The 24263-nt window shown below is 29.0% G+C and carries 22 protein-coding genes; 15 read left to right on the forward strand and 7 right to left on the reverse strand.

Features of this window, described 5'->3' with window-relative positions:
• The first annotated feature begins 16 nt into the window (after positions 1 to 16).
• The 9 genes from EYW44_RS13610 to EYW44_RS13650 all read left to right on the forward strand — a co-directional run bounded on the left by EYW44_RS13610 (position 17) and on the right by EYW44_RS13650 (position 6290).
• A complete protein-coding gene (locus EYW44_RS13610) occupies positions 17 to 577 on the forward strand; it encodes a DUF1697 domain-containing protein (protein ID WP_132724214.1) in 561 nt (186 codons plus the stop codon).
• Entirely contained in the window at positions 574 to 1011 is a 438-nt protein-coding gene (locus EYW44_RS13615; protein WP_132724215.1) for a hypothetical protein, read from the forward strand. The genes EYW44_RS13610 and EYW44_RS13615 overlap by 4 nt, the downstream gene beginning before the upstream one ends.
• A 53-nt stretch (positions 1012 to 1064) precedes the next feature.
• The gene (locus EYW44_RS13620) at positions 1065 to 1469 is read left to right on the forward strand and encodes a RidA family protein (RefSeq protein WP_132724216.1); all 405 of its coding nucleotides are present in this window, start codon (positions 1065 to 1067) and stop codon (positions 1467 to 1469) included.
• A gap of 5 nt (positions 1470 to 1474) precedes the next feature.
• Positions 1475 to 1963: a DUF5063 domain-containing protein gene (locus EYW44_RS13625; RefSeq protein WP_132724217.1), complete on the forward strand. Its 489-nt coding sequence runs from the start codon at positions 1475 to 1477 to the stop codon at positions 1961 to 1963.
• Between the two features lie 9 nt (positions 1964 to 1972).
• A complete protein-coding gene (locus tag EYW44_RS13630) occupies positions 1973 to 2659 on the forward strand; it encodes a phytanoyl-CoA dioxygenase family protein (protein ID WP_132724218.1) in 687 nt (228 codons plus the stop codon).
• Positions 2660 to 3001: 342 nt separating this feature from the next.
• Positions 3002 to 3445, forward strand: a complete 444-nt coding sequence (locus EYW44_RS13635) for a hypothetical protein (RefSeq protein ID WP_132724219.1) — start codon at positions 3002 to 3004, stop codon at positions 3443 to 3445.
• Positions 3442 to 4896 (forward strand): aldehyde dehydrogenase, encoded by a 1455-nt coding sequence (locus EYW44_RS13640; RefSeq protein ID WP_132724220.1) that lies wholly within the window; start codon positions 3442 to 3444, stop codon positions 4894 to 4896. The genes EYW44_RS13635 and EYW44_RS13640 overlap by 4 nt, the downstream gene beginning before the upstream one ends.
• A gap of 206 nt (positions 4897 to 5102) precedes the next feature.
• On the forward strand, positions 5103 to 5894 hold the full coding sequence (locus EYW44_RS13645) for an SDR family oxidoreductase (RefSeq protein ID WP_132724221.1): 792 nt from the start codon (positions 5103 to 5105) through the stop codon (positions 5892 to 5894).
• A gap of 126 nt (positions 5895 to 6020) precedes the next feature.
• A complete protein-coding gene (locus EYW44_RS13650) occupies positions 6021 to 6290 on the forward strand; it encodes a hypothetical protein (protein WP_132724222.1) in 270 nt (89 codons plus the stop codon).
• A 116-nt stretch (positions 6291 to 6406) separates the two neighbouring features.
• Here the strand turns inward: EYW44_RS13650 and EYW44_RS13655 are convergent, their stop codons facing one another.
• The 3 genes from EYW44_RS13655 to EYW44_RS13665 form a co-directional block, all read right to left on the reverse strand.
• Positions 6407 to 8767, reverse strand: coding sequence for a penicillin acylase family protein (locus tag EYW44_RS13655; RefSeq protein WP_132724223.1), 2361 nt, complete (start codon positions 8765 to 8767; stop codon positions 6407 to 6409).
• 206 nt (positions 8768 to 8973) lie between these two features.
• Positions 8974 to 10536 carry a family 16 glycosylhydrolase gene (locus EYW44_RS13660; RefSeq protein WP_132724224.1) on the reverse strand — a complete coding sequence of 521 codons (1563 nt, stop codon included), beginning with the start codon at positions 10534 to 10536 and terminating at the stop codon, positions 8974 to 8976.
• Between the two features lie 12 nt (positions 10537 to 10548).
• The gene (locus EYW44_RS13665) at positions 10549 to 12744 is read right to left on the reverse strand and encodes a T9SS type A sorting domain-containing protein (protein ID WP_132724225.1); all 2196 of its coding nucleotides are present in this window, start codon (positions 12742 to 12744) and stop codon (positions 10549 to 10551) included.
• 812 nt (positions 12745 to 13556) lie between these two features.
• Between EYW44_RS13665 and EYW44_RS13670 the strand changes: the two genes are divergently transcribed.
• From EYW44_RS13670 to EYW44_RS13685, 4 genes are all read left to right on the forward strand, one after another.
• Positions 13557 to 14084 carry a 3-hydroxyanthranilate 3,4-dioxygenase gene (locus EYW44_RS13670; protein ID WP_132724226.1) on the forward strand — a complete coding sequence of 176 codons (528 nt, stop codon included), beginning with the start codon at positions 13557 to 13559 and terminating at the stop codon, positions 14082 to 14084.
• Between the two features lie 42 nt (positions 14085 to 14126).
• Complete coding sequence (locus tag EYW44_RS13675; RefSeq protein WP_132724227.1) at positions 14127 to 15005, forward strand: alpha/beta hydrolase fold domain-containing protein; 879 nt, start codon at positions 14127 to 14129, stop codon at positions 15003 to 15005.
• A 29-nt stretch (positions 15006 to 15034) separates the two neighbouring features.
• Positions 15035 to 16120, forward strand: coding sequence for an amidohydrolase family protein (locus EYW44_RS13680; protein WP_132724228.1), 1086 nt, complete (start codon positions 15035 to 15037; stop codon positions 16118 to 16120).
• 116 nt (positions 16121 to 16236) lie between these two features.
• On the forward strand, positions 16237 to 17733 hold the full coding sequence (locus tag EYW44_RS13685; RefSeq protein WP_132724229.1) for a DUF6770 family protein: 1497 nt from the start codon (positions 16237 to 16239) through the stop codon (positions 17731 to 17733).
• Positions 17734 to 17767: 34 nt separating this feature from the next.
• On the opposite strand, the gene EYW44_RS13690 is transcribed toward EYW44_RS13685, so the two are convergent.
• Positions 17768 to 19087: a M48 family metallopeptidase gene (locus tag EYW44_RS13690; protein ID WP_132724230.1), complete on the reverse strand. Its 1320-nt coding sequence runs from the start codon at positions 19085 to 19087 to the stop codon at positions 17768 to 17770.
• A gap of 119 nt (positions 19088 to 19206) precedes the next feature.
• Here EYW44_RS13690 and EYW44_RS13695 point away from each other — a divergent pair, with 119 nt between their 5' ends.
• On the forward strand, positions 19207 to 19425 hold the full coding sequence (locus tag EYW44_RS13695) for a hypothetical protein (RefSeq protein WP_132724231.1): 219 nt from the start codon (positions 19207 to 19209) through the stop codon (positions 19423 to 19425).
• Between the two features lie 91 nt (positions 19426 to 19516).
• Here the strand turns inward: EYW44_RS13695 and EYW44_RS13700 are convergent, their stop codons facing one another.
• The 3 genes from EYW44_RS13700 to EYW44_RS13710 all read right to left on the reverse strand — a co-directional run bounded on the left by EYW44_RS13700 (position 19517) and on the right by EYW44_RS13710 (position 22839).
• The gene (locus EYW44_RS13700; protein WP_132724232.1) at positions 19517 to 21484 is read right to left on the reverse strand and encodes a T9SS type A sorting domain-containing protein; all 1968 of its coding nucleotides are present in this window, start codon (positions 21482 to 21484) and stop codon (positions 19517 to 19519) included.
• Between the two features lie 261 nt (positions 21485 to 21745).
• Positions 21746 to 22429, reverse strand: coding sequence for a hypothetical protein (locus EYW44_RS13705; protein WP_132724233.1), 684 nt, complete (start codon positions 22427 to 22429; stop codon positions 21746 to 21748).
• A complete protein-coding gene (locus EYW44_RS13710) occupies positions 22429 to 22839 on the reverse strand; it encodes a hypothetical protein (RefSeq protein WP_132724234.1) in 411 nt (136 codons plus the stop codon). Before EYW44_RS13710 ends, EYW44_RS13705 begins: the two co-directional genes overlap by 1 nt.
• A 297-nt stretch (positions 22840 to 23136) precedes the next feature.
• Here EYW44_RS13710 and EYW44_RS13715 point away from each other — a divergent pair, with 297 nt between their 5' ends.
• The gene (locus EYW44_RS13715; RefSeq protein ID WP_132724235.1) at positions 23137 to 24243 is read left to right on the forward strand and encodes a hypothetical protein; all 1107 of its coding nucleotides are present in this window, start codon (positions 23137 to 23139) and stop codon (positions 24241 to 24243) included.
• Positions 24244 to 24263 lie beyond the last annotated feature (20 nt).

The following is a 24263-nucleotide window of genomic DNA, read 5'->3' on the forward strand; positions in this document are numbered from 1 at the left end:
AATATCAAATAAATAAATGAAAACAGATCAAGAAAATAGTTTCTCCCCTCAGGGGAGATTAAGAGGGGCTTTCATCGTTTTACTAAGAGGTATCAACGTATCGGGTAAAAACAAGCTACCAATGCAAGATTTAAGAACATTGTTAGAAAAGTTGAACTTTGAGGCTGTACAAACTTATATTCAAAGTGGTAATATTATTTTAAAATCTGAAGACACCAAAGAAAAAGTAGCTTCTATTATAAAAGAAGCTATTTTAAAAGAGTTTGGTTATGAGGTACCGGTATTGGTAAAAACAATTGAAGAATGGCAATCAGCAATTGAAAATAATCCATTTAAAAATGTTGAAGAAAAACAGCAATATTTTACTTTTTTATCAGAAGCAACAAGTATGGAAAACATAGAAGTTGATGCAAAAAATGATGAGTACAAAATAAAGGGAGATGTTGTTTATGTAAATGCAGTAGGAGGATATGGAAAAACAAAACTGAACAACAATTTATTTGAAAAGAAATTAAAAGTATCGGCAACAACTAGAAATTTAAAAACAACATTAAAATTATTAACACTAGCAACATGAAAAAAATTATCACTTTAATTATTCTATTTATTGGAGTTTCAGTATCAGCATGTTCTTGTTTAAAGAGCAAGTTTGGAAAAAAAGATTATGCAAATGCGAGTTATATAGTGCAAGGGAAGATTTTAAAAATTGTTACAGATACAGAAGCATATCAGAAAGTAATTACTTTGGAGGTTTATAAAACTTATAAAGGAGATGAGAAAGAAACATTAGAAATTCGAACTGGAATGGGCGGTGGAGATTGTGGATTAATGGTAAAAGAGGGAGATAAGTGGCTATTGTTTGTAAACACCTTTAATGGTAAAAATAACGTAAGCATTTGTGATAAAAATGTTAGATATACAAGAGGTGAAGAACAAACAGATGCCGCATTAGAAAATGAATGTGATAGAATGCTGTCATATATCAAGAAAATAAAGAAATACAAAGAATAATAATACATTTTAGTATTTAACTCTTAGATAATTTAAACAACAACTAAATAATAATGAGTACAAAAAAAGTAACTCCAAGAGGAGCTTATCCGCATGTAAAAGTAGTAGGTGATTTTATATTTGTGTCAGGAACAAGTTCTCGTAGACCTGATAATACGATTGCAGGAGTAGATATTATTGACGAAATGGGAACTAAGCGTTTGAATATAGAAACGCAAACTAGAGAAGTTTTAAAAAATATCGATAAGAATTTACAAACAGTTGGAGCTAGCTTAAAAGATGTAGTTGATGTATCTACTTTTTTAGTGAATATGAATGACTTTGCAGGCTATAATAAAGCTTATGCTGAGTTTTTTGATAAAGAAACAGGTCCGACTAGAACGACAGTTGCCGTACATCAATTGCCACATCCTGATTTGGTAGTAGAAATAAAAGTTACAGCGTATAAAAAACAGTAGAGGAATTGGATGAAAGTATTTTAAAAAAATATATTGATGAAATTGTTGAGTTTGGATTGAAGCCAAGTATCAATCTTTATGATGATAATGTTTTAAGATTAAAGTCTTTATTAATCAATATCTATGCAATTTTTATAGATATAAAAGTTGAAGTAGATGACAATGAATATGAAGTGGATTTTAATTATTTATATGAAGATGTAAGAAAGAATGTTGAAAGTAACTTTCCAAAGTTAACTTATTACACAACTGTTATTGATTGTCATAAAGTAGAGTATAAAACAAATTCAAGTTCAAATTTAGACATAGATTTTTTATTAGGAGACTCCATTGATGATATTTCAGATATAATAAAAGACTTGTTAGAGGTAAAATGGCGATTTGAAAATACAAGTAATACTGATGCTATTTGGCACTTTAATTTTTTGATGAATACACACAGTGAGCAGCATTTGGTTGATTTACTTAAGTATTTAAAAGGTTTTAAAGGTTGATAAAACTAAATGAAGTATAAAAAAGAACTAGAAGAGAAAGGTTTTTCCGTAGAAAATACTGTTTTTTCTGAAGAAGAACTTGATAGCTTTATTGATATTATTGAGAACTCTCACAAGAAGTATGCTATTAGGCAGCTTGTAAATTTTAAACCTCAATTATTAGATTTAGTTTTCAAGAATCGACAGTTTGTTAGCTTATATCAATCAGTTTGCGATGAGAATTATTTTTTATCAAAAGCAATTTTTTTTAACAAGCCAAGCCAGTCAAATTGGTTTGTAGGATATCATCAAGACATGAGTATTAGTGTTAAGAATAAAGTTGAAAAGGATGGCTATACTAATTGGACTAGTAAGAATGGACAATTGGGAGTAATTCCTCCAAAAGAAGTTTTAGAAAACACAATTACTTTCAGAATACATTTAGATAATACTGATGAAACAAATGGAGCTTTAAAGGTAATTCCAAAAACTCATACCAAAGGATTTATAAGAATAGATGAAAACTTTGAGAAAGAAAATCTAGGAGAAGAGTATTTGTGTAATGTAAAAAAAGGTGGAGTAATGTTAATGAAACCTTTGTTGTTGCATGCTTCTGCAAAATCTACTTCAGAGTTTGATAGACGAGTAATTCATTTAGAGTTTTGTAATAAAGAAATACCAATGAACTGGTTAGAAAGGAAAGAGATTTGTTACTAGCAATAAAAAACAATCTCGACTGTGCTCGATCTGACAAGATCAGCTTTCTCTTAGTTGACAATATGGTAGTGTTTAAGTATTCAGTTTTATGTTCTTAAATTTACATTAAAAGAGAATGTCATTGCGAACGAAACACATGTAGTGAAGCAATCTGTTAATTATTAAACACTAAACTAAATTTATAGAGTGGGCTAAAAAAATAATAGTTTATCTTTTTATGTCTCAAGTTCTTTATGAAACTAGCTATTCATTCAATCTCGATTGCCCTCGACCTGATATTATTGATAATAGAATATTTTAATAAGTATATAATTTCGAGTATTATTGAATTTAAAATTAAAAATGAAAAAAAAGATACTTAAACCATATGTCTTTGTTTTAATTCTGATAATTGTTACGCTATTATTTGGAGTTTACAATAAAGAAGAAGTAATAGATATAAATATTCATGACACTTATTTTGTGTTTGAAGGATTCTATTTTTCTATTTTTATTTCATTAATAATAGGATTACTAAGTTTAGGATATTGGTTTATCTTAAAAAGTAACAGAAAAATTAATTCTTGGTTAACTTATTTACACATTTCCCTAACAGTTTTAGGCGGATTGTTATATTATAAAGGAGTAATTTCTATGTATGCTGATATAATTAATTTAGCAAAGCATCATGAATCATTTGAAATAAGTAGTATTTATATAACAGTAGGTTTTTTTACTTTTTTATTAGCTCAATTGTTATATTTAATAAATCTCTTTATAGCCTTAATTAACAGAAAAAAAGGATGAATATAAAAAACTACATAAACGGAGCATTTTTAGCACCATTATCTGGAAATTATATTGATAATTATAATCCATCAAAAGGAGTAATTTATGGACAAATTCCAAATTCATCTAAAGAAGATGTAGAGTTAGCTTACCAAGCAGCAAAAGATGCTTATCCTTCTTGGTCTAATACAACATTAGAAGAACGAAGCTCTATTTTATCTAAAATAGCACAGCTGATAAAAGAAAAATTAGATTTTTTAGCCGAAGCAGAGGCTAAAGATAACGGAAAACCTCTTAGTTTAGCTACAGCTATTGATATACCAAGAGCATCGTCTAATTTTCAATTTTTTGCTAATGCCATCACTCAATTTTCGTCAGAGGCTTATGAGAGTTTTGGTTTAAATGCAATGAATTTTACACTCCGTCATCCAATTGGAGTTGTAGGTTGTATTTCTCCATGGAATTTACCTTTGTATTTATTTACATGGAAAATTGCTCCTGCTATTGCTGCCGGAAATTGTGTGGTAGCAAAACCAAGTGAAGTAACTCCAATGACAGCTTATTTATTAGGAGAAATTTGTAACGAAGCGGGGTTGCCAAAAGGAGTTTTAAATATTGTTCACGGATTAGGAACTACTACTGGGCAAGCAATTATTGAGCATCCAAATATTAAAGCAATTTCATTTACAGGAGGAAGCACTACTGGTGCTCATATTGCCAGAACAGCTGCACCAATGTTTAAAAAATTGTCTTTAGAATTGGGAGGCAAAAATCCAAATATCATTTTTGCCGATTGTAATTATAACGAAATGTTAGCAACAACAGTTCGCTCTTCATTTGCCAATCAAGGTCAAATTTGCTTATGTGGGAGTAGAATTTTTGTAGAAGAATCAATCTACGAAAGATTTAAGAAAGATTTTATTCAGAAAGTATCAGAATTAAAGGTAGGAAATCCATTTGATGAAGATACAAATGTAGGAGCATTGGTTTCTAAGGCGCATTTAGAAAAAGTAATTTCATACATAAATATAGCTGAGGAAGAAGGAGGGAGAATACTTTTTGGAGGTAAAAAAGTAGAGGTTATTGGTAGCGAGCAAGGATATTATTTACAGCCAACAATTATTGAAGTGACTGACAATAAATGTAAATTAAATCAAGAAGAAATATTTGGTCCAATAGTTACAATAATGCCTTTTAAAACAGAAGCAGAAGTATTACAAATGGCTAATGATGTTACTTATGGACTTTCCGCTACTTTATGGACAAATAATTTAAATAGAACCATGCAAATGACCAAGCAAATTGAAGCAGGTATTGTTTGGGTGAATACATGGTTATTAAGAGATTTGAGAACTCCGTTTGGAGGTATGAAAAATAGTGGAGTGGGTAGAGAAGGTGGTTTTGAAGCTTTACGCTTTTTTACAGAACCTAAGAATGTTTGTATAAAAGCCTATCCCAACCCTTCCTAAGTTAGGCAGTGAAAATTATTGTGATAAAAGAATCAATCAAGAGTATATATTATAAAAACTAATAAATAAAACTTTCATTTACCCAGATGAGAGTTCCTCCCTTCTGGGGAGGTTAGTAAGGGCAAAAGCAAAGAATCTAGAAAAGAGAATCAAGAAAAGAGAAAAATCTCTGTTATCTATTCTCTTCTCTCTTATCTAAAAAAAGAATGGATTTACATTTACAAAATAAAAACGCATTAGTTTGCGGAAGTACACAAGGAATAGGAAAAGCATCAGCATTAATTTTAGCTAAAGAAGGAGCTAGTGTAACTTTAGTTGCTCGTAATGAAGAAAAGTTAAAAGCAGTTCTTAAAGAAATTAATGAAACATGTGATGTAAAAGAAGATCAAAGGCATGGTTATATTGTTGCAGACTTTTCTAATCCGGAAGAATTAAAAGACAAAATAGCTGCTTCTGCTTTAAATTACCATATTTTAATAAATAACACTGGAGGACCAGCTGGAGGACCAATTTTTAATGCACAGGTTGAAGAATTTGAAAAAGCATTTACGCAGCATTTAAAATGCAATCATGTATTAACTCAAGCTGTGGTTCCATTTATGAAAAATGAATCTTACGGTAGAATTATCAATATTATTTCAACTTCGGTAAAACAGCCTTTAGATGGATTAGGAGTATCTAATACCATTAGAGGAGCAGTAGCCAATTGGTCTAAAACCATGGCTAATGAGTTAGGGCAATTTGGAATAACAGTGAATAATGTGTTACCAGGAGCAACAGCCACAGGAAGATTAAAAGAGATTATTGATAACAAAGCTAAAAAAACGGGTAAATCTGTAGAAGAAATTACGGAAACTATGCAAAATGCATCACCAGCAAAACGTTTTGCAAAACCAGAAGAGGTAGCAGATGCTGTAGCGTTTTTAGCAAGTGAAAGAGCTAGTTTTATTAATGGAATAAATGTGCCTGTAGACGGAGGCAGAACGAAAAGTTTATAAAGGTAAAAACCCGTTTTTATAAATAAGGTTTTTCCTCTTCCTTTTTAAAGTAAAACACTTGGTGTTTACAATAGTATCAAACTTAGTTTTGAAAACTCAAAAACTAACTATTATGCCAAGAAAAGAATGTTACAAACAAGAGTTTCTTATTTGGGAACTTGTAAAAGATGGGGAATTCCATATTCTTGTAGAAAAACAAAACTAACTATTAAATGGGTATGTAATTTTAATCATTTAAAAGAATACCGATGGGGTGTTTTTTGTTATTCAGTAGGATGTGAAAACGGTAAACAATACAAATGGTACGCACCTTGTTTAAATGTATTTGGAACAGAAGATTTTTTTAATATTGAAATGTATTTTGATGAAGAAAAAAAATCAACGGGTAGTTGTTAACTATGTTGTTACTAAAAATTAAACTAAAAAACCTAGAATTACACTGTAAATTCTAGGTTATTTTATAATATTAAGGAAATAAGTTTTTACTTTCTTAAAAGTTGCTAAACTTTAAATTATTCAAGTGTAAGTTCGAATTTAGCATTTTCTAAAACTTTATCTTTTGAAATCCAATAAGGAATCCAATCGCCTTTATCCCATTTTTTTAATTGTGATTTATAATATGGATGAAATACTCTAGCAGAGTTTCCTCCAGCTATGATTCCCATAATTTTTTCATTGTCATTCATATCAGCAATCATTCTAAAAGAACTGAACCAAGAAGTTTCATAAGTGTGTTCTTTGTTTTTTACAAAACCACCTCTATTAATTGTTTGGTTAGAACCTGCTTTGGGTAACAATTCGCCTCCTAAAAGTTCTTTTCCAAAACCTTTGGTTCTTAACGGGCTTACAAAATTTACAGTATGCAGTTTACCCCAAGTCCAGTTTTTAGTATCTGCTCCAAATCTTTCAGTTAAAATTTTATCAGTAGTCATTCCTGCAGCTATAATTAAATCAGCCAATGTTTCTTTCTCTGGAGTTTTAATATTGTCAATGAAGCGATGATTGGTAAGTATCATTTGATCAATTCTTTGATTCCAGTAATAAAGATTGTCCCAATACATTTCTTCAACCTCATCAGGTAATTCATCATCTAAAATAAGATAGCCAAGTTCATTGTATAGCATTGTGTATACACTTGCGCCAACCTCATCTATGTCTTCTTTAAGATTCCATGAACTCAAAATATCAGCTAACTTTTTAGTTTTTTCATTTTTACTAAGAGCAGCTACAAATAATGGGTTTAACTTTTTTGCTTGTAAATTTTTTACATCAAATAATAGTTTCCATAATTCATCAGCATTATATTTCTTATTTGAAGAAAATAATTCTATTAATCTTTCATACCTGTAGAATGGTGAAAAGTGATTTGAATAAAAATAAGGATAATCATCTGGTCTTGTATCATGATTTGCAGTTCCAAGCCAACCTTTTTCAGGATTAATAGTATGAGGTAGTTCTTCTTTAGGAATAAATCCCATCCAATTATCACCATCTTTAGTTGGTTGTGGATAATTTCCATTCGCATTTTTTCTGATAGGTACTAATCCGGTTGATTGATGGGCAATATTTCCGTCTACATCAGCAAAAACATAATTGTAAAACATATTATCCATACCACTCAAAGCTTTTCTAAAATCAGTAACATTTTTAGCTTCTAACATTCCAATTTGCCCTATAGTACTACTTTTGGTTTCTGCCAACGACCATCTTTGACTGATCACATCATTGGTAAGTATATTAAATATTGGAAAATCAGAAACGATGGGACCTCTTGAGGTAGATCTAATTGTTAATTCAAGAGCAGTAGTATCTTTTATATTGATAGTTTCTTTACGAACTGTAAAAGGTGTTTTTTTTCCTTCCTCAATATAAGAGTCACCGTCAATTTCTTCTATAAATAAATCTTGACTATCACCATAAGCATTGGTAACACCAAATGATACAAATTCATTTCTACCAGAAAGTAAACCAGGTATACCAGGAGTAGCAATTCCTACAGCTTTAAATTCAGGACAAATTAATCCGATAGGATAAAAAAGTCCGGGAAGAATTCGTGAATCTACATGTGGGTCGTTAGCTAAAATCGGTTTTCCTGATGTTGATTTTTCGCTAGAAATAATCCAGTTATTAGAACCTAATTTAGGATAAGGAATCATTGGTAACGGAAGTTTTTGATATGCTACATTCTTTTCAGCAGCAACTGGTGTTACCCTTTTAATAGAATCTAATTTTAAAGGTTTCGTTCTATCTAAATTAATTGAAAGCGGTAATAATTCTGAAGCATTTTCAAAAAGAGAAGATAAATTATGACTAATAATTTCATCATCCATATTTTGTGCTTGAAATAATCCCACAAAATGTACTACAGATAAAATATCTATTGGTTCTAACTTTTTTGGAGTAATGTTTAATAAACCTACTTCAAGCGGATACTCATCTTTACCAACTCTTAAGTATTCATTAAATCCTTCACAGTACCAAGTTAAAGCCTCTTTTGTTTCTGCATTTAAGTATTGATAACTTCTTTTTGCATTTCCATAAATATCTAAAACTCTAACTTTAATATCTGAGTTTAACATTACAGGTCCTATTAATTCTGCTGCTTTACCTTGTATAATAGCTCTATAAAATTCTATTTGAAAAAGTCTGTCTTGAGCAATTACAAAGCCTTGACCTCTTAACACATCTGCCTTATTTTCTGCAATTACGTACGGAACTCCATATGTATCTCTAATTATTTTTATTGGACGATCGTTTACAGTAATTTCAAATTTTCCTTCTTGCTTAAAATTATTACTATTCTTAACCCAGAAGAAAGCAATAACAGCTAACAATAAAAGGAATGAAATAGTAATTAATATTTTTTTCTTCATTTGATGCGGTATAAAAATGTTATACTGGTTTGGTTTGTTGTAATTTAAATAATGCTTAAATATACAAGTTAATTATGATTATTAAATATTCATAGAGAAGCATTGGTGTTTTCAATAATTGTGATATCATATTAAAAGAAGTTATACCATAAAAAAAGCAGCGTTTTTTTGACGCTGCTTTTCATTTATGATATGATGAGAACTTCTTATTTATTAATGATGATCTGTTTTGATATTTTTTTATCTTCAGATGATATAAAATAAGTACCAGATTCTAGTTGTTTCAAGTCTAAAATTACTTTTCCGTTTAGAACTTCTGTAGTTACTTTTTGTACAGTAGCACCTAAAATATTTACAATGTTAAATACTTGTTTTTTGTTATCTAATCCAGAGATAGTAAGAATACCATTTGATGGATTTGGATATACAGAAATGAATTCTTCTTGTGGAGCGGTTTTTAAAGTTGTCAACGTTTGTTTAGAGGTTACTTCCTGCTTTAAAGCGTTTGTTGTATTCACATCTTTAAAAATCCATTGGGTGTAATTACCTGACCAGGTAGTAGGGCGCTGCTCTAAGTTACTTGGCAAAGCATACTTTACAGGACGAAAATACATTCCTGTTTTTCTGTTTTGTAAGTAAAAGTATCCATTAGAACTAGGAACTTTTTTCCACTGTGTATAATACCCCAAATATGTATTAGGTACTTGTTGTATAACACTAGGATTAGTATCATTAAATGGACGGAAAAATAAATTAGTAGCTACATTTTTAAGATGGAAATATCCGTTTCCAGAATTAATCATTGTCCATTTTACAGCATTAGAAGTTGTGTTAGCATTTTCCATTTTAAGTCCAGAAAAAAGAGCAGTACCATTCGCACTAATTTTACCACCAGTTTCTTTATTAACTATGTAAAAACTATCATTATTACTAGTATCGTCCACTAACTTCCATGATCTAGTCCAATCATAATAGGTCGTTCTATCTTCAAAAGAACCGTTAATACCATCACTACCAGCTTTAGGAGGATTCCAATCATAAGTTTCCACAACCATGCGTAAATACATATCTATATTAAAGTTAGCTGGAGGAGTAATGCTGTACACAAATTTGTTATCTAAATAAAAAAGTAACTCAGTTGCACTTTTCCACCAAACACCATAAATATGATATCCTTCGTAACTATTTCTACCCAATGCTGCTTTATTGCCTTTTGAACCTATAGGAGTATTATTACAAGATGTATTTCTACTATGAGTGTTAGAATTCATTTGTTTAATAGTGTTGTTAATCCAATTAGCACCACCAGTATTGGTTCCAACAGTTTCAGTAATGTCTAATTCGGTAACTCTTGCATCACAACCTGAGTTATCACTACGTTTGTTGATAAGCCAAAAAGTAGAAGACATAAACGTTTTATTAGCTTTCATTTTTGTTTCAAAATAGCCATAAGTAGTTTTGTTTTTACTTCTAACTAACGCACCTTGGTGTGTGTAATTTCCTTGTGGACTAGGCAATAAGCCAGCGGTAAGCCTTAAATTACCATCAGCAATAGTAACTGCATTTTTAGTAAATAAGCCAGGTACTCTTCCTGCCCACTGTGGAGATTGATTGTCCCATTTACTAAAATCTAGTGACGAGCCATTAAATTCGTCAGACATGTTCTCAATTTTTTGCCACTTTTTTCCTGACGGAGGAGTAGGTTGAGCAATTACTTGTGTTATTACTAAAAGCGTAATTAAAATAGATAAGGAGGTTAATCTTTTCATTTGGTTAAGGTTTTATTTGTTAATAATAATTCGTTTCGATAGTTTTTGGTTTTTACTAAGAAGGAAATAAGAACCAGTTTCCAAATTGTTTAGATTTATGGTTGTTTTTCCATTTTGAATTTCAGTGTTTATTTCTTTGACAGTTGCTCCTAAAAGATTTACAACCTTAAATACTTCATTGGTATTTTTCAAACCAGTTATGGTAAGTAATCCGTTTGAAGGATTAGGGAAAACAGAGAATTTTTGTTGTTTAGGAATTTCTTGGATTTTTTGTTTAACTGTTACAGTTTTATTGAAAGCATTTCCTGTAACGGCATCTTTAAAAATCCATTGAGTATAATTTCCAGACCAATTGGTAGGGCGTTGTTCTAGGCTACTAGAAATTGCATTTGTAGTTGGTCTAAAGTACATTCCAGTTTGTCTATTTTGTAAATAGAAATAACCATTAGCGCTAGGTACTTTTTTCCATTGAGTGAAATTTCCCTTAAAGGTATTAGGTACTTGTTGAATAATACTTGAATTGGAATTATTTAACGGGCGGAAGAATAAATTAGTGGCTACATTTTTAAGAAAAAAGTAACCATTACCAGCATCAATCATAGTCCATTTTGCACTATTTGAGTTACTACTATTGGCAACCATTTGTAATTCAGAGAATACAGTAGTACCATTTGCGCTTATTTTACCATTTGTCTGTTTGTTGATTATAAAGAAAGTATTGTCGCTAGTTAATAGTTGAGGTGTGGTTTCACAATTATCAATAGAAGTGGTAAAGTTTCCTCCAACTGGTCTAATGCTTGTTTTTAATAAAATAGTACTTCCTGCTGCCGGAGCTTGTTCTAAGTTAACAGAAACAGTAGCTGTACTAGACCCTGCATTTACAGTAGTAACTCCATTGGTTTTCCACACTCCAGATTCCCAAAATTCAATCACAATATCTCTAGTAGTATCAGCTTCATAAGAAACATCAAACGTGTAATTCTTTTCAGCAGTTATTGTACTTGGTAAATTATTGCAACTTACAGAGGCATTATTTGAAGAGTTGGTAATAGGTGTGTATACTCTTACCCAATCTACCAACATTTTATTCTTTGATGGATCATTTAAATCGGCTACAGAAGGTGTACTATTTAATAACCAACCTTGAGATTCCATATTAATTATAATGTCTAATTCTTTTGTAAAACCTGCAGGTTCAACAGTAACTCCATTTTGATCTACATCATTATCATCTCCACCTTGAAACCATCCCGGATCAATTACACTAAAACCTTTTGAAGCATTACTAGTATTTTGCAGCGTACTTAAACTGTAATTGTTAGTTGTAGTGTGAATTGTTACATCTGAATATCCATCAGGTCTATTGGTAGGAAAATAGTAGCCATTGGCATTTTGTTGAACAGCCTTGTAATAGGTGTATTCCCATTTATCACCTATTTTAGTAGCCATGGCATTGTAGTACATAACACGTACTAAGTTTCCATCAATATAATATTCCCAGTGCTTCGGACCTATCCAATTTACTCCCATTCGCATGTAACGTCTATTACCACCATTCCAGCAGTATTCTCCCCATCCACCAGCTTGTGTGATTTCATCAATAGGATACCAGCTATTCCAGTCTCTAGGTTGATAATCTGTAAAAGGATTTCTAACAAACGAATGATGGCTAATGTGTGTGAAATTTTTAAAGAAATCAACACCACCATAATTTTCAATAATGTCAATTTCTTCAGTATCATCAGGACTTAATAACCAAAAACATGAAGCTAATGATATATTGGCAACACTAATTGAAGATTCAACATATACAGGGTATGTAACTTTTGCATTTGAAGTAACACAGCCTGAAGCAACACCATATGCACCTCCTTTGGTTGTTTCTGGTGTTTGTCCAACGGTTATTACCAAGTTAGTACCATCTACAGCTACATTAGAAGTATCCCAATAGGTATATCCTGGACCATCCCATTGATTATGATAAAAATTATACCATTGATTTTGAGGACCGAAGTTCGATCTATTAGCAAATTCCCCAGCTGAAAAAGAATTAGAATAGTTAAAATCATCAGAGAGTGATTCAACTATCTCCCATGTTTTTCCATCACCAGCATTAGCAGGTATCGATATATTGTCCCAATCATTTTGAGCAGTGATTTGTATGCTTAAGCATAGTACAAAAAGTAAAAGTATTTTAAGATTTTTCATTTTAGTAATTGTTTTAATTTTTACTAATTGAAAGACCACATATATTTGAAGTTTGTATATTATTTTTTACAGAATAGTATGACCGTCTTTCAATAGTTTATTAAAAGTTTAAAGGATTATTTATTAGTTTTTTTAGTAAATCAAATCAAATCAGAGTAGGTTTAAATACATTGTATTGCTGTTGAGTTTCAGTCCTATTTTACTGATCTTTTTAGGGTATAAACAATCAGAAACACGAGTATTTCATCCAATTACTATAAACAGTTGGTCAGAAAATTTATAGTAAACTCAATTATTTGATTTTTTTGTAGCTCTTAGTTGATTTCATCATAAATAAAATTCTAACATAGAGTTTTTTAGATAACTCAAAAGCTATCTACAGTACAGAAATGCCTGTTACTTTTTACTCGTTAGAAAGTAATTATGAGTTTCTACTAAAAGCCAATAATTGTTTGATTAGCTAGTACTGTAGTTTTTGTTAGCTATCAAATAGTGTGTTTTGGTATGTAACCAAGCGAGTGTTGATAACAATACATCAACACAAATTGAAAAGGTTAATTTGTTTGTAAACATTTTTAGGGTTTTTTAGATTATAATTTTGATTTTATAATAACGGAGGTTAAGACCGTTTGTTTTACAAAGTTAATAAATGAAAATATTTAAACTACTGGTTTTTAGATGTTTGTTTGTTTTTGTTTAGTTTAAGTCAATTTTTTTTAATAGAAAATCAGTAAAAAACTATTCAATATTTAATTAATGAGCAATAGTTGTACTTCATTCTTTTTCTTTAATTTTAGAATTTAATAGAAAATATTATGAATTTAGTACAGCCTTTAAACTTTAAAAAGTGGATTGATGAACACCGTCATTTGTTAAAACCTCCTGTAGGTAATAAGCAAGTTTGGGATAACGGTGAATACATAGTAATGGTTGTTGGTGGTCCTAATAGCAGAAAAGATTATCATTATAATGAAACTCCAGAATTCTTTTATCAAGTAGAAGGAGATATGGTATTAAAAATTATTGATGATAAAGGAGAGATGATTGATGTAGAAATTAATGAAGGAGATATTTATTTATTACCAGCAAAAGTACCACACTCACCTCAACGCAAAGAGAATACAGTAGGTTTGGTAATAGAATATCCTCGTTCTGAAGGTATGATGGACGCTTTAGAATGGTATTGTGAAAATTGTGGAACACCTTTATACAGAGAAGAATTTGCTTTAGATAATATTGAAACAGATATGCCAAAGATTTTTGATACATATTACTCAGATAAAGAAAAGTGTACATGTAGTAATTGTGGTACTGTGATGGAAGCTCCAGTAAAGAAATAAGACTTTCAAATATTTAAAACAAAACTATTTTAGCGTACATTAATGAAAAAAAGCTTGTCTTATCATTTAGTATCATTTGTTCTAAAATTAAAAGGAATAAAGAAGATGTTTAGTACAGATCCTGTAGATTATAAAAAGATACGAAAGGAAGATGTTAAAATACCCAAAAGCAGTTTTTTTAAAAAGCAAAAAAGATTTACTGTTTTAGATACTACAGTTACAGAAGTTTTATCAAAAGAAGGCACGAATAAATTGATTCTTTTTATCCATGGAGGAGCTTTTATATCTGGACCAGCAGAACATCATTGGAATACTATAAGAAAACTACATAAACATACAGTGTATACTATTTGGTTATGTGATTATCCAAAAGCACCAGAATCTCAAATAGATGTCATTTCTAATAATATAGATGCTGTTTATAAGAAGGCACTAGAAAGCTATCAACCTGAAAACATTGTGTTGTTGGGTGATTCTGTTGGAGGAACTTTAAGTTTTGCTTTGGTACAGAGATTGATAAAAAATCAAAAAGAAATACCTTCAAAAATTATTGCAATTTCACCAGTAATGGATGCTACTTTATCTAATCCTAGAATTATGGAGTTTGATAAAAAAGACCCTATGTTGTCAAAAAAAGGAATTTTAAGTGCCAAAAAAATGTGTGCCAATAATAAGGATTTAACTGATCTTAAAATTTCTCCTATCTATGGAAGTTTTAATGGTTTTCCTAAAACCCTCCTTTTTTTAGGTGAAAATGATATAATGTATCCAGATCAAGAAATTTTAGTAGAAAAGTTAAAAGAAAGTAGTATAACATTTAGAGCTATTGTTGGAAAACAAATGCCTCATATTTGGGTTTTATTACCTTTTTTGAAAGAAGGAAAAATAGCTTTAAAGGAACTTTTAAAAGAATTAAATTGATTATTTTACCCCTCGAAAAACTATAAGAAATGAACAATAGAAAACTACGTATAAATGGTCATTCACACTTACTTCCGTATCCAGAAGAAATTCCACAATACATGAAGGACAAAGGAATTTTTTGGGTAGATAAAGATCGTAAATATATGTTACAGAAAGATTGGAGTCGTCCTGTAACAGATTCGAGTTTTTTCTTAGAAGAAAAATTAGCTTGGATGGAGCATTTTAAAATTGATCATGCTGTAGTTTTAAATTTATCTCAATTATACGGAAACGGATTGCGTTTAGAAGAAATGAAACAAGCGTTGCGTTTTCAAAATGATTTTAATGCTAGAATTCAGCAAGATCATCCAAGTAAATTTACATGTGGTTTTGTAGTGCATCCTGGTTTTGTTCGTGGTGCTTGTTGGGAAATAGAACGTTGTGTAGAGCAATTAGGAATGAATTTACTTTGTTTACCAACGCATTATATGGACACAATTGGTACATGGAGATGTATTTTTGATGAAGAAAATGAACCTATTTTTGAATTGGCAGATAAGTATAATTTAGCTGTAGAAATCCATCCATATGATGGAGAAAAATTCATAAAATTAGAAAATACAAGTTGGCGTTTCCATTTAATTTGGATGTTAGCTCAGTGTGCAGATGCTTATCACTTTTTAACGTTAAATGGGTATTATGAAAAATATCCAAACATGCGTGTATGTTTTGCACACGGAGGTCAGTTGGCACAAATGAACTTGGGGAGAAGAATTCAAGGGTTTGATGGACGTCCTGATTTATTTGATGGTAAAGAACATCCAAGAAAAGCAGTAGGACATAAAAATATTTTCTTTGATACTTTGGTACATGATACTGGATCTTTAGAATTATTGATAAAAAATCAGGGAGTAAGTCAAGTGCTGATTGGTTTAGATGATCCATATCCATTAGGAGAAATGCAAAGTGATAAACAATCATCTTATCCAGGTAAAATTTTAGATTTAGCAATTGACAGAGAAATTATATCTGAAAAAGATAGAGATGAAATGTGGCAATGCAATGTTTTACAATGGTTATTTGGTGATGATGAAGAGAAGAAAAAAGACTTGGTCAATAAAATTTTAAGTTAAAAATATATACTTGTTCTTTATCTCTTTAGAAAATAACTTGTATAAAGTTACCCAATTATAATTTTTAAACTGCTTTAAAAGAGTACTTTTGCGTCACTCATTTAAAAAATAGAATTATGAAAAAACTTTTTTTATTAGTAACAATACTTATTACCTCAATTTTTACACTCAAAGCACAGGTTTCTGATTTGTCTGATTTGGCATCTGGTAGTTTAGAAATGTTTGTACCAATTAGTGAATTAAATGGAGATATTTATGGATATTTTACAATATACAAATTAGATAATATTAGTAAGACTGAGGAAAAATATGAATATGTTTTACTAGATAAAAACCTAAATAAAGTAGCTAATGGAGAATTTGTAGATGTACGTTACAAGAGACATTTTTTTGAAACAAGGTTTTTGAGTCCAGAAAAATCTGGAACAAATTTAATTATAAGTAAAGTACATTATAATTACTTAAACGCTAAGTATACATTTATGACCCATAGGATATTAGACTTGACTAAAAACGAAATGTCTGATCCTTTTTATTATAAAGATGGTGAAATTACTGATGGAATAAGAGATGTAAAAAAGATAAAAGGTTTAGCAAAGAGACAAAGTACATTCGAGTATCCATTAGTTTTTAGTGAAGGTTTTTTCATGTTTGAAAAGATAAAAAGTAAAGCTGGAGGAAATCTAAAAGATATGAAAAGTTTAAAAGCTTTTGGAATAGACAAAAAATTAAAGTGGGAATATGAGTATAATCCAGACAGGTCTTCTTTAAACTATGCTTTTGAAGCAATCGATGAAGAAAATGTTATTTTTTGGACTTTTAATACAAAAACGAAATCTGAAAAGCTGCATAGATTAAACCCTAAAACAGGAGAAGTAATATTCCTATACGAATTAGAAAATAAATCATCAGAGTACAATCATGTATATAGATTAGAGATTTTAGAAGACAGAATTGTTATCGTTGGTAAAATGAGTGCTTATAAAAAGTCTGGTTATAATTATAAAAAAGCATTGGGCGTTTTTAGAATAGAGTTAGATAAAGAAGGAAAAGAGCTTTCTAAAAAATATTTTACTTGGAATAAAGCTAACGAGTTTATGGAGATAAAAGAAAATGGAAAGATGAAAGGAGGCTATAGACTAAGAACTAAAAAATATTTTGTTTTCAAAGATGGAAGTATATCAATATTGACTGAGAAGTGGAGAGATAATACTGATTTATTTATAGTAAAAGTACTTGATGCTAATGTAACTGATTTTGTAATGTTTAATTTTGATGCAGATTTTAATTTGAAAAGTGTAGATGTAATAGAAAAAGATAAAACAAAAGGATATAGTTCGGATTATTTATTCTCTCAAAAAATAGAAGATGGTAAAGGTGTTGCTTTCTTTTATAGCGATAATAAAAAGGTTGAGGGTAAAAAGAAGGAAAAAAATTGGGTGTTAGGTATTGTAACAATTAAAGAAGGTAAAATGAATCATGAACAAATACCAATGTCTTCTGAAGATCATTTTATTTACCCTTACATAGCTAAAGAGGGATATATTTTATTAAGAGAGTTTAATAAAGATGCCGATTATGATCAAATCAGATTAGAAAGATTAAATTATTAGATAAAGTAGATAATTTCATATAAAAAGCAGAAGTTTAATCTTCTGCTTTTTTTGTTTTTGAGTAATAATTGGCAATATTTTTAATTTCATTAAGACGTAGGTTCCATAGAAAACTGATGAATTGTTGGTAGCTTTCACTTTGTTCGTTAGGTACTAATCTATGAACATGTCTGTTAAATTGATACTTTTTCTTAGCTTCATATAATTTTTGAAAATTAATACCTAACCATTCTTTTAAAAACAAATTAGTTGGATTTTTTTCTAACTTGAATAGAGTTAAATAAATACTAATACCATAATCTTCAGAATAACTTAAATTAGGAATATCTTCATTTCTAGCTATACCTTGTAATTCTTTGTATTTTGAGTTGTTTATAAATGGTTTTTCTTCTAAAAGTTCTTTAGCAAATGTGCTTTTTATTTTTGTGATTCTTTCATAGATTTCTGGATGTGACTTTATAGAATCTTGATTTATTTTTTCTTTAAAGTTATTGTAATTGTATGAGTTAAAATCTTCAATTTTCATCCATTCTTCTTTGAATGGCTGTTCTTTTAAGTCAAAATATTTTTTGTAGGTTTCTTTTTTAAGGCTAATATTTGGTAAAGAATCAAATTTAGCTAGTAATGATAATGCATTAACGAATTCTTTAGGTTGATAGTTGGTGTTTTTGTAAAGAATAAAACCAATAGAATCAGCCTCTATTTCTTCTATTCTGTGTTTCTTCTTATTGCTATATAAAATATCTTTTAAAGCACTAAAAGCCTCAGATTGCTTATTGTATTTTTTCTTTTTTATTTTTTTTGACTGCTCTCTTTTTTCTTTAGAGGTCTCTAGGTTTACAGTATGTAAGATATTTTTTTTAGTGTGATTTAATATTTGATGAGCTATTTCGTGGCTTAATACTGCTGCTAGTTGATCTTCATTTTTTAAATATTTAAAGAGCCCCATATTTAGTAATACAAATCCTCTTCCCATACTCAATGCATTAGGAGAATTATTTTTAGTAACATAAACTCTAAGTTTACGGTTTTTAAGTAAAGTATCATTATTGTCGATTAAACTTTGGGTAATTGAATCGATATAACTAGTAAAATGAGTATTAAAAACTAGTTTTTTCTTTTTTATATCTTTTAAGAATGTATTGTAAAGTTCAGTGTAAGACTGAATAATTTTTTTACGTTTTTTCCCTTTATATGATTTTTTTAATTCTTTGTTGAATATTTCTAATTCGGATTCAATATCTTCAATAAGCTTTTTACGTATTTTATAATCTGTTGTATCTAAAGCTGTATAGTTTTGAGAAAAAGATAGTAGGGAATAAAAAAAGAAAATAAATATTATTGTTTTTTTCATACGATAAAATTTTTGTGCAAGATACTATTTATTGTAATCAAGTAAAGAATGTTTAAAAATAGATTGTTTTTGTTGTAACGAAAAACTTATTTATGATTACTAATAAATAAAACAAGGTTATGAATAAGAAGCAAAATAGAGGATTTGTAGACAATGCATTAGGAACTTCTGAATGGTTTGGAGCTATTATTAGATATTTGTTCTTTTTGGGTAAAAGAAAGTTCAATACCATATACAACGAAAAAGACTTTTGGAAAAACGTAATTGTAGGATATATTTTTAAGGTAGTAGGAATAATTGTATTAATTTTATTAATCCTAAATATGTATTACATATAGTTACTGAATAATCTATTCATATTAATATTAAAAAGAAAAACCGATAATACTTCAAAAAGTTTTATCGGTTTTTTTTTATTTTACACAATGTTTAATTTTTTAAATATCTTTCGATACTTAATACTTGATTATCTTCTTTTTTGAATTTAAAGAAATACAGTCCACTAGATAAATCACTAATTGTATTAAAATTAATATCGTTTTTAATCGTTTTAACAACAATTCCACTGATACTTAAAATTTCTATTAACGCAATTTTATCAGATACATTTGAAGTAATTTCAAATACTCCATTTCCATGATTATACTTTAAAAAAGTTTTCTTTTTTGTATAATTATAATTACCAACGTTTAATGACGTATTTTTTTCAAACCCTTCTTTAATCCATGAATTGATTGCTTGAGTAGTATAAGCTTTTCTCCAATTAAAAATGTTTTGTTTTCTTAATTCTGAGTAAAATTCATCTAATGAATTTAAATTTAATTTTTCTTTAATATATCTTTCTAAACTACGTGTTGGGTCTTTGTAATTAGGTTGTTCAGTACTTTTAGAAACATCTTCAGCACTAATATTACTCCATTCATCTAATGTTTTTGTTATTCTATCTATTCTTATATTTGGGGTTTGTCCTAAATATTTATTGTCCTTAAATTCTATATTTCCAGTAGGAAATTCATTACCAAAATCTATATGTTTAGAACGAGTATCTACAGTAGAAAAATCATTTCCTTTGATAATCGTACTCATAAAATCGTAATTTCTTACGCTTAAATGATTTGTTTTTTTTAATCCATAAAGTACATTATTCTCAATAGTAAGATTCCTATTTTCTCCATCTATCTTTATTCCTATTCCGTTATTAATTTCATCACTATCTTGATGTACAATATAATTTTCTCTAAAAGCTCCATTATCCCAATCATTTATTTCCATATTCCATGCTAATGTTCTATTAGTTTGCCTTGAAAGACCTCCTGAATTAAATACATTACCTTGTACTACTACATCTTTAAAACGATAAGGAGCTTCAGTTTTATTACCTCCTAATGAAATTCCTACTTCACAGTCATGAAAGAGATTGTTTACTAACGTTAAATTAGAAGAACTAGCTTCCCCTTTATTAGCTGTCCATTTAGTTCCAATGCTACTAGGTCTGTAAAAAGAATTATTCTTAAAAGTTATATGGTGTGTATTTGCAAAATATGTATTATGATTAAAAATAGTAGCTTGTCCTTCTGCCTGATCATTATAACTTATATAGGATTGTTTGTACCATCCATTATGATCAAAAATATTTTCTTCTAACACAATATAACTTGTACGTGTAGAGAACATTCCTTGGGCGTGCCCTTTATTCGCGTAACTATCTAGTACTAAGTTTCTTCTTAATCTGACATCGGTTACTCGATTATTTATTTTATTATTTCCTCCTTGAAGATTGATTCCTCCTTTAAAAAAGCGAAAAGTACAACCTTCAATTAAGATATTGTTTATTTCTGCATTATCTCTTAAACACAATAAGGAAACTCCCGTAGGACCGCTCTCTTGAAAACCTTCAAAATCAGGATCATCAGGGTTACGTGTTTTTGCATAAAAAGATAATCCAATTACAGCTGCATGTTTTAATGTACCAAATCTATTATTTCTAAGTCCAGTTACGTTAATAAATAGAGGCATTTCATTTTTTATTCCATAAGAAGAAAAAAGAAAAGGTTTATCTTCTGATTTTCCATCAAAGAAAGTTAAACCTTCGGTAAATACATCTCCTCTTTTAAATAATACCCATGTAGCTTCTTCATTTTTAATTTTCTTTCGAGCTTGCTCAAATGTTTTAAAGGGTTTGATACTTCCGTTAGGTAAAAAAGGATTATTTCCTATTTCAAAAGCATCGGGTAGATATATTTCAGCATTTGTATCATCTCCTTCTGTACTACTGATATAAATTATCTTAGATGCATTTTTAGATTCAAATACAGTCCATCCATCACTATTAAGTGTATTCTGACTTAAGCCTATTGTTACAAAAAACAATAAACATAAATAACAAATTGTTTTCATTTTTATTTAGAGATTATTTTAAATTATACTACAAAAATACAATCGCTAAAAAACTACACATCCCTGTTTTCAGGGTAATGAAAAATAAAATTAGTTTAGTTTTAATGAAGGTAATACGTAGAAGGTAATACGTATTTAATTGAAGTAAATAAAGAACTTACTCTGCTACTTAAAATCAACTAATTCTTTTATAATTAGTTACTCTTTAGAGTACTCATGTATTTGAAAAAGATAACAAAGTAAGTTTTTATGAAATAAAAATTACAAAACTTTAATTACTAGTGAGTTAAAGTTGGTTTTGTTAATTTCTGGAGCCATTAAATTTGTATATGGAAAATAAATAGCAAGTATAGAATCATTAGAAATAACTTTTAAAAATTCATGTTCTACAAACTTAACTTCAGTAAATTTAGACACCCAACTTTCTTTTGCATCTTGTTCACTCAACACAGAAATTATCAGTTTTTGAATTTGTTCTGTTATTTGATAAATTCGATTTAATTGTTTAGCATCATCTGGTAAATCCATTTGAGATACCTCTAGCTGAACACCTGTCTGTTCTAAAATAACTTCAGTGAATTTTTTAAATCTCCTCTTTACATCTAATTTACTTGAACTCGTGTATTCTTTAGGTTTTTCTATTGCTCCTTTAGATAAAACATTAATGATATCGACTCCTTCTGTATTCGCAAAAACAATACTTTCTATATTTTCTGTATTAATCTGCAACACACTACCGCTCGCTTTATTATTTTCAATGATCTGAAATAATACAATTGTTCCTTGATTTACAACTTCTGAAATACTTATTACATAACCTTTAAAAGTACGCCCTGAGTTTGTTGTAATATCAAGAATTATATCAATTGTATTTTCTAGTATATAAAGTAAAAGTTCCTCTTTATTATAAACAGGAACTTTTTTAAAGATATTACTAAGAAACATTATAAATTAGATTCTAATAATTTAGTTAAAAGTTTAGTTCTTTCATCAGTATTTCCAATATTAGTGTAGCTGCAATGGTCTACAATTAATACCCCGTCATTAAACTTATATGTTTTGCTTGCATAAGCATTATCATTTTCATCCTTAATAACAATTTTTTTAACACTTTCTCTTATGGCTTCCTTTCCCATTTCATCTTCAGCGATAACTTTAAATGAATTTAAAATAGGTTTAAAATATATTTCTGTAAGCCCTTGTTCTAAAGATTTTGTATACTTTTCGTTTGGTAAACTATCCCAATCAATATCAAATTCAATTTCGTCTCCTATAACATCTTTAACTTCGGATAAAAAATTTTGATATTCTCCTTCTTGATAGGCTTTAATAACTCTTCTTTCTGCTAGTCCCATTATGGTTATAAATTTTTAAATTAATAGTTTCACAAACCTATGAAAGTACGCTAAAATAAAATCCCCTGAATTCAGTGAAAAAAACGTTCTAATTTACCATCAAAGAATTTATTTTTGATATAATACTTCTTTTTGGAAATAAGTTATTATAAATTATTGGTGTCTTTAATTCATAGACACAATAACTTTGTTTATGTTAAATTCTTTCTTAAGAAACGTAATTGTAGGATATATTTTTAAGGTAGTAGGAATAATTGTATTAATTTTATTGTTCCTAAATATATCACACATAGTTTAATGTCAGAAGTAACACAGTTTCATAATTTATCGCATATTTTTATTTCTTTAGTAGGGGCTTTATTGTTGTTAGCGATTTATTACAACATAAGAAAACGTTTTTCAGCTGTATTAGAAGAAGGAAATGCTATAAAAAGAGTAGATAAGGGGTTGCTGTATTTTAGTTTAGGAATGTTAGTTTGGGTGTGTTCAGGTAGCTGGGCATTAATAGCTAATTTTAATCTTTTTCAGAACACATTAGCATATCAAATTGGAGTCAATATACTTTCAACGGTTAATAATTTATTTTGGTTATTAGCATTGTATTATGTGTATGATGCTCCTAAGTTTATCTATAGAAATGAAAAGAACGTAAAAATTATAGCTACAATTATTGTCTTAGTAGCATCTTTAACCTTGTTACTTTCAATTTTTATAAAAGATCAATCTTTTTATGGAGTAAAGTTTATTGCGCTACCAGATTTTTTATTAACTACTTTTTTATGTTTATTGATGGGAGTGTCATTTTATAAAACATTTGTGTATAGAGATTTAAAAATAGTAGCACTAATTTCTTGTATTGTAGTGTTCTTGTTGTTTTTGTCTCAGTTATCAGATGTTTTCACCATTTTTAATAATGATTTTTATAATCAACTAATACGAATCATCACTAAAACATCTTTGGTGTCAATTTTTTTAGTACTAGCAACAAGTTGGGTTATTCAATTAGCTAATACTCCAAAATCTAATGAAATGAAAATTCAATTTTTAGATTGGTCCTTAATTGAATTAACAATTCCCTCTAAAGGTATACTTAAAGAAAAAATAGATTTTGGTTCTAAAACAACACAGTATAAAAACCTTTTAAACTTTGCTTACAAAAGAAAATATCTAAATCCACAGGAACAATCAATCATTGTAAATTCAGGAGGAGAAATTAAAAGTCAAACGTATTTAACTCGTATTATTGATAATATTAATACGATTCTAAATTTAGAAGAAGAAAATAAACTAGAAAGAAAAGATTTAATCACTTTTATAGGAGAAAGTAAATATAGACTTCGAATTTTACCTGAACATATCGTTTTAGATGAGGCTTTACTAGCTGAGTATAAGAAAGAGTTATAGTTTGTGTTTTACAGTAATCT

Source organism: Tenacibaculum sp. M341, from assembly GCF_004337695.1.
GTDB lineage: Bacteria > Bacteroidota > Bacteroidia > Flavobacteriales > Flavobacteriaceae > Polaribacter.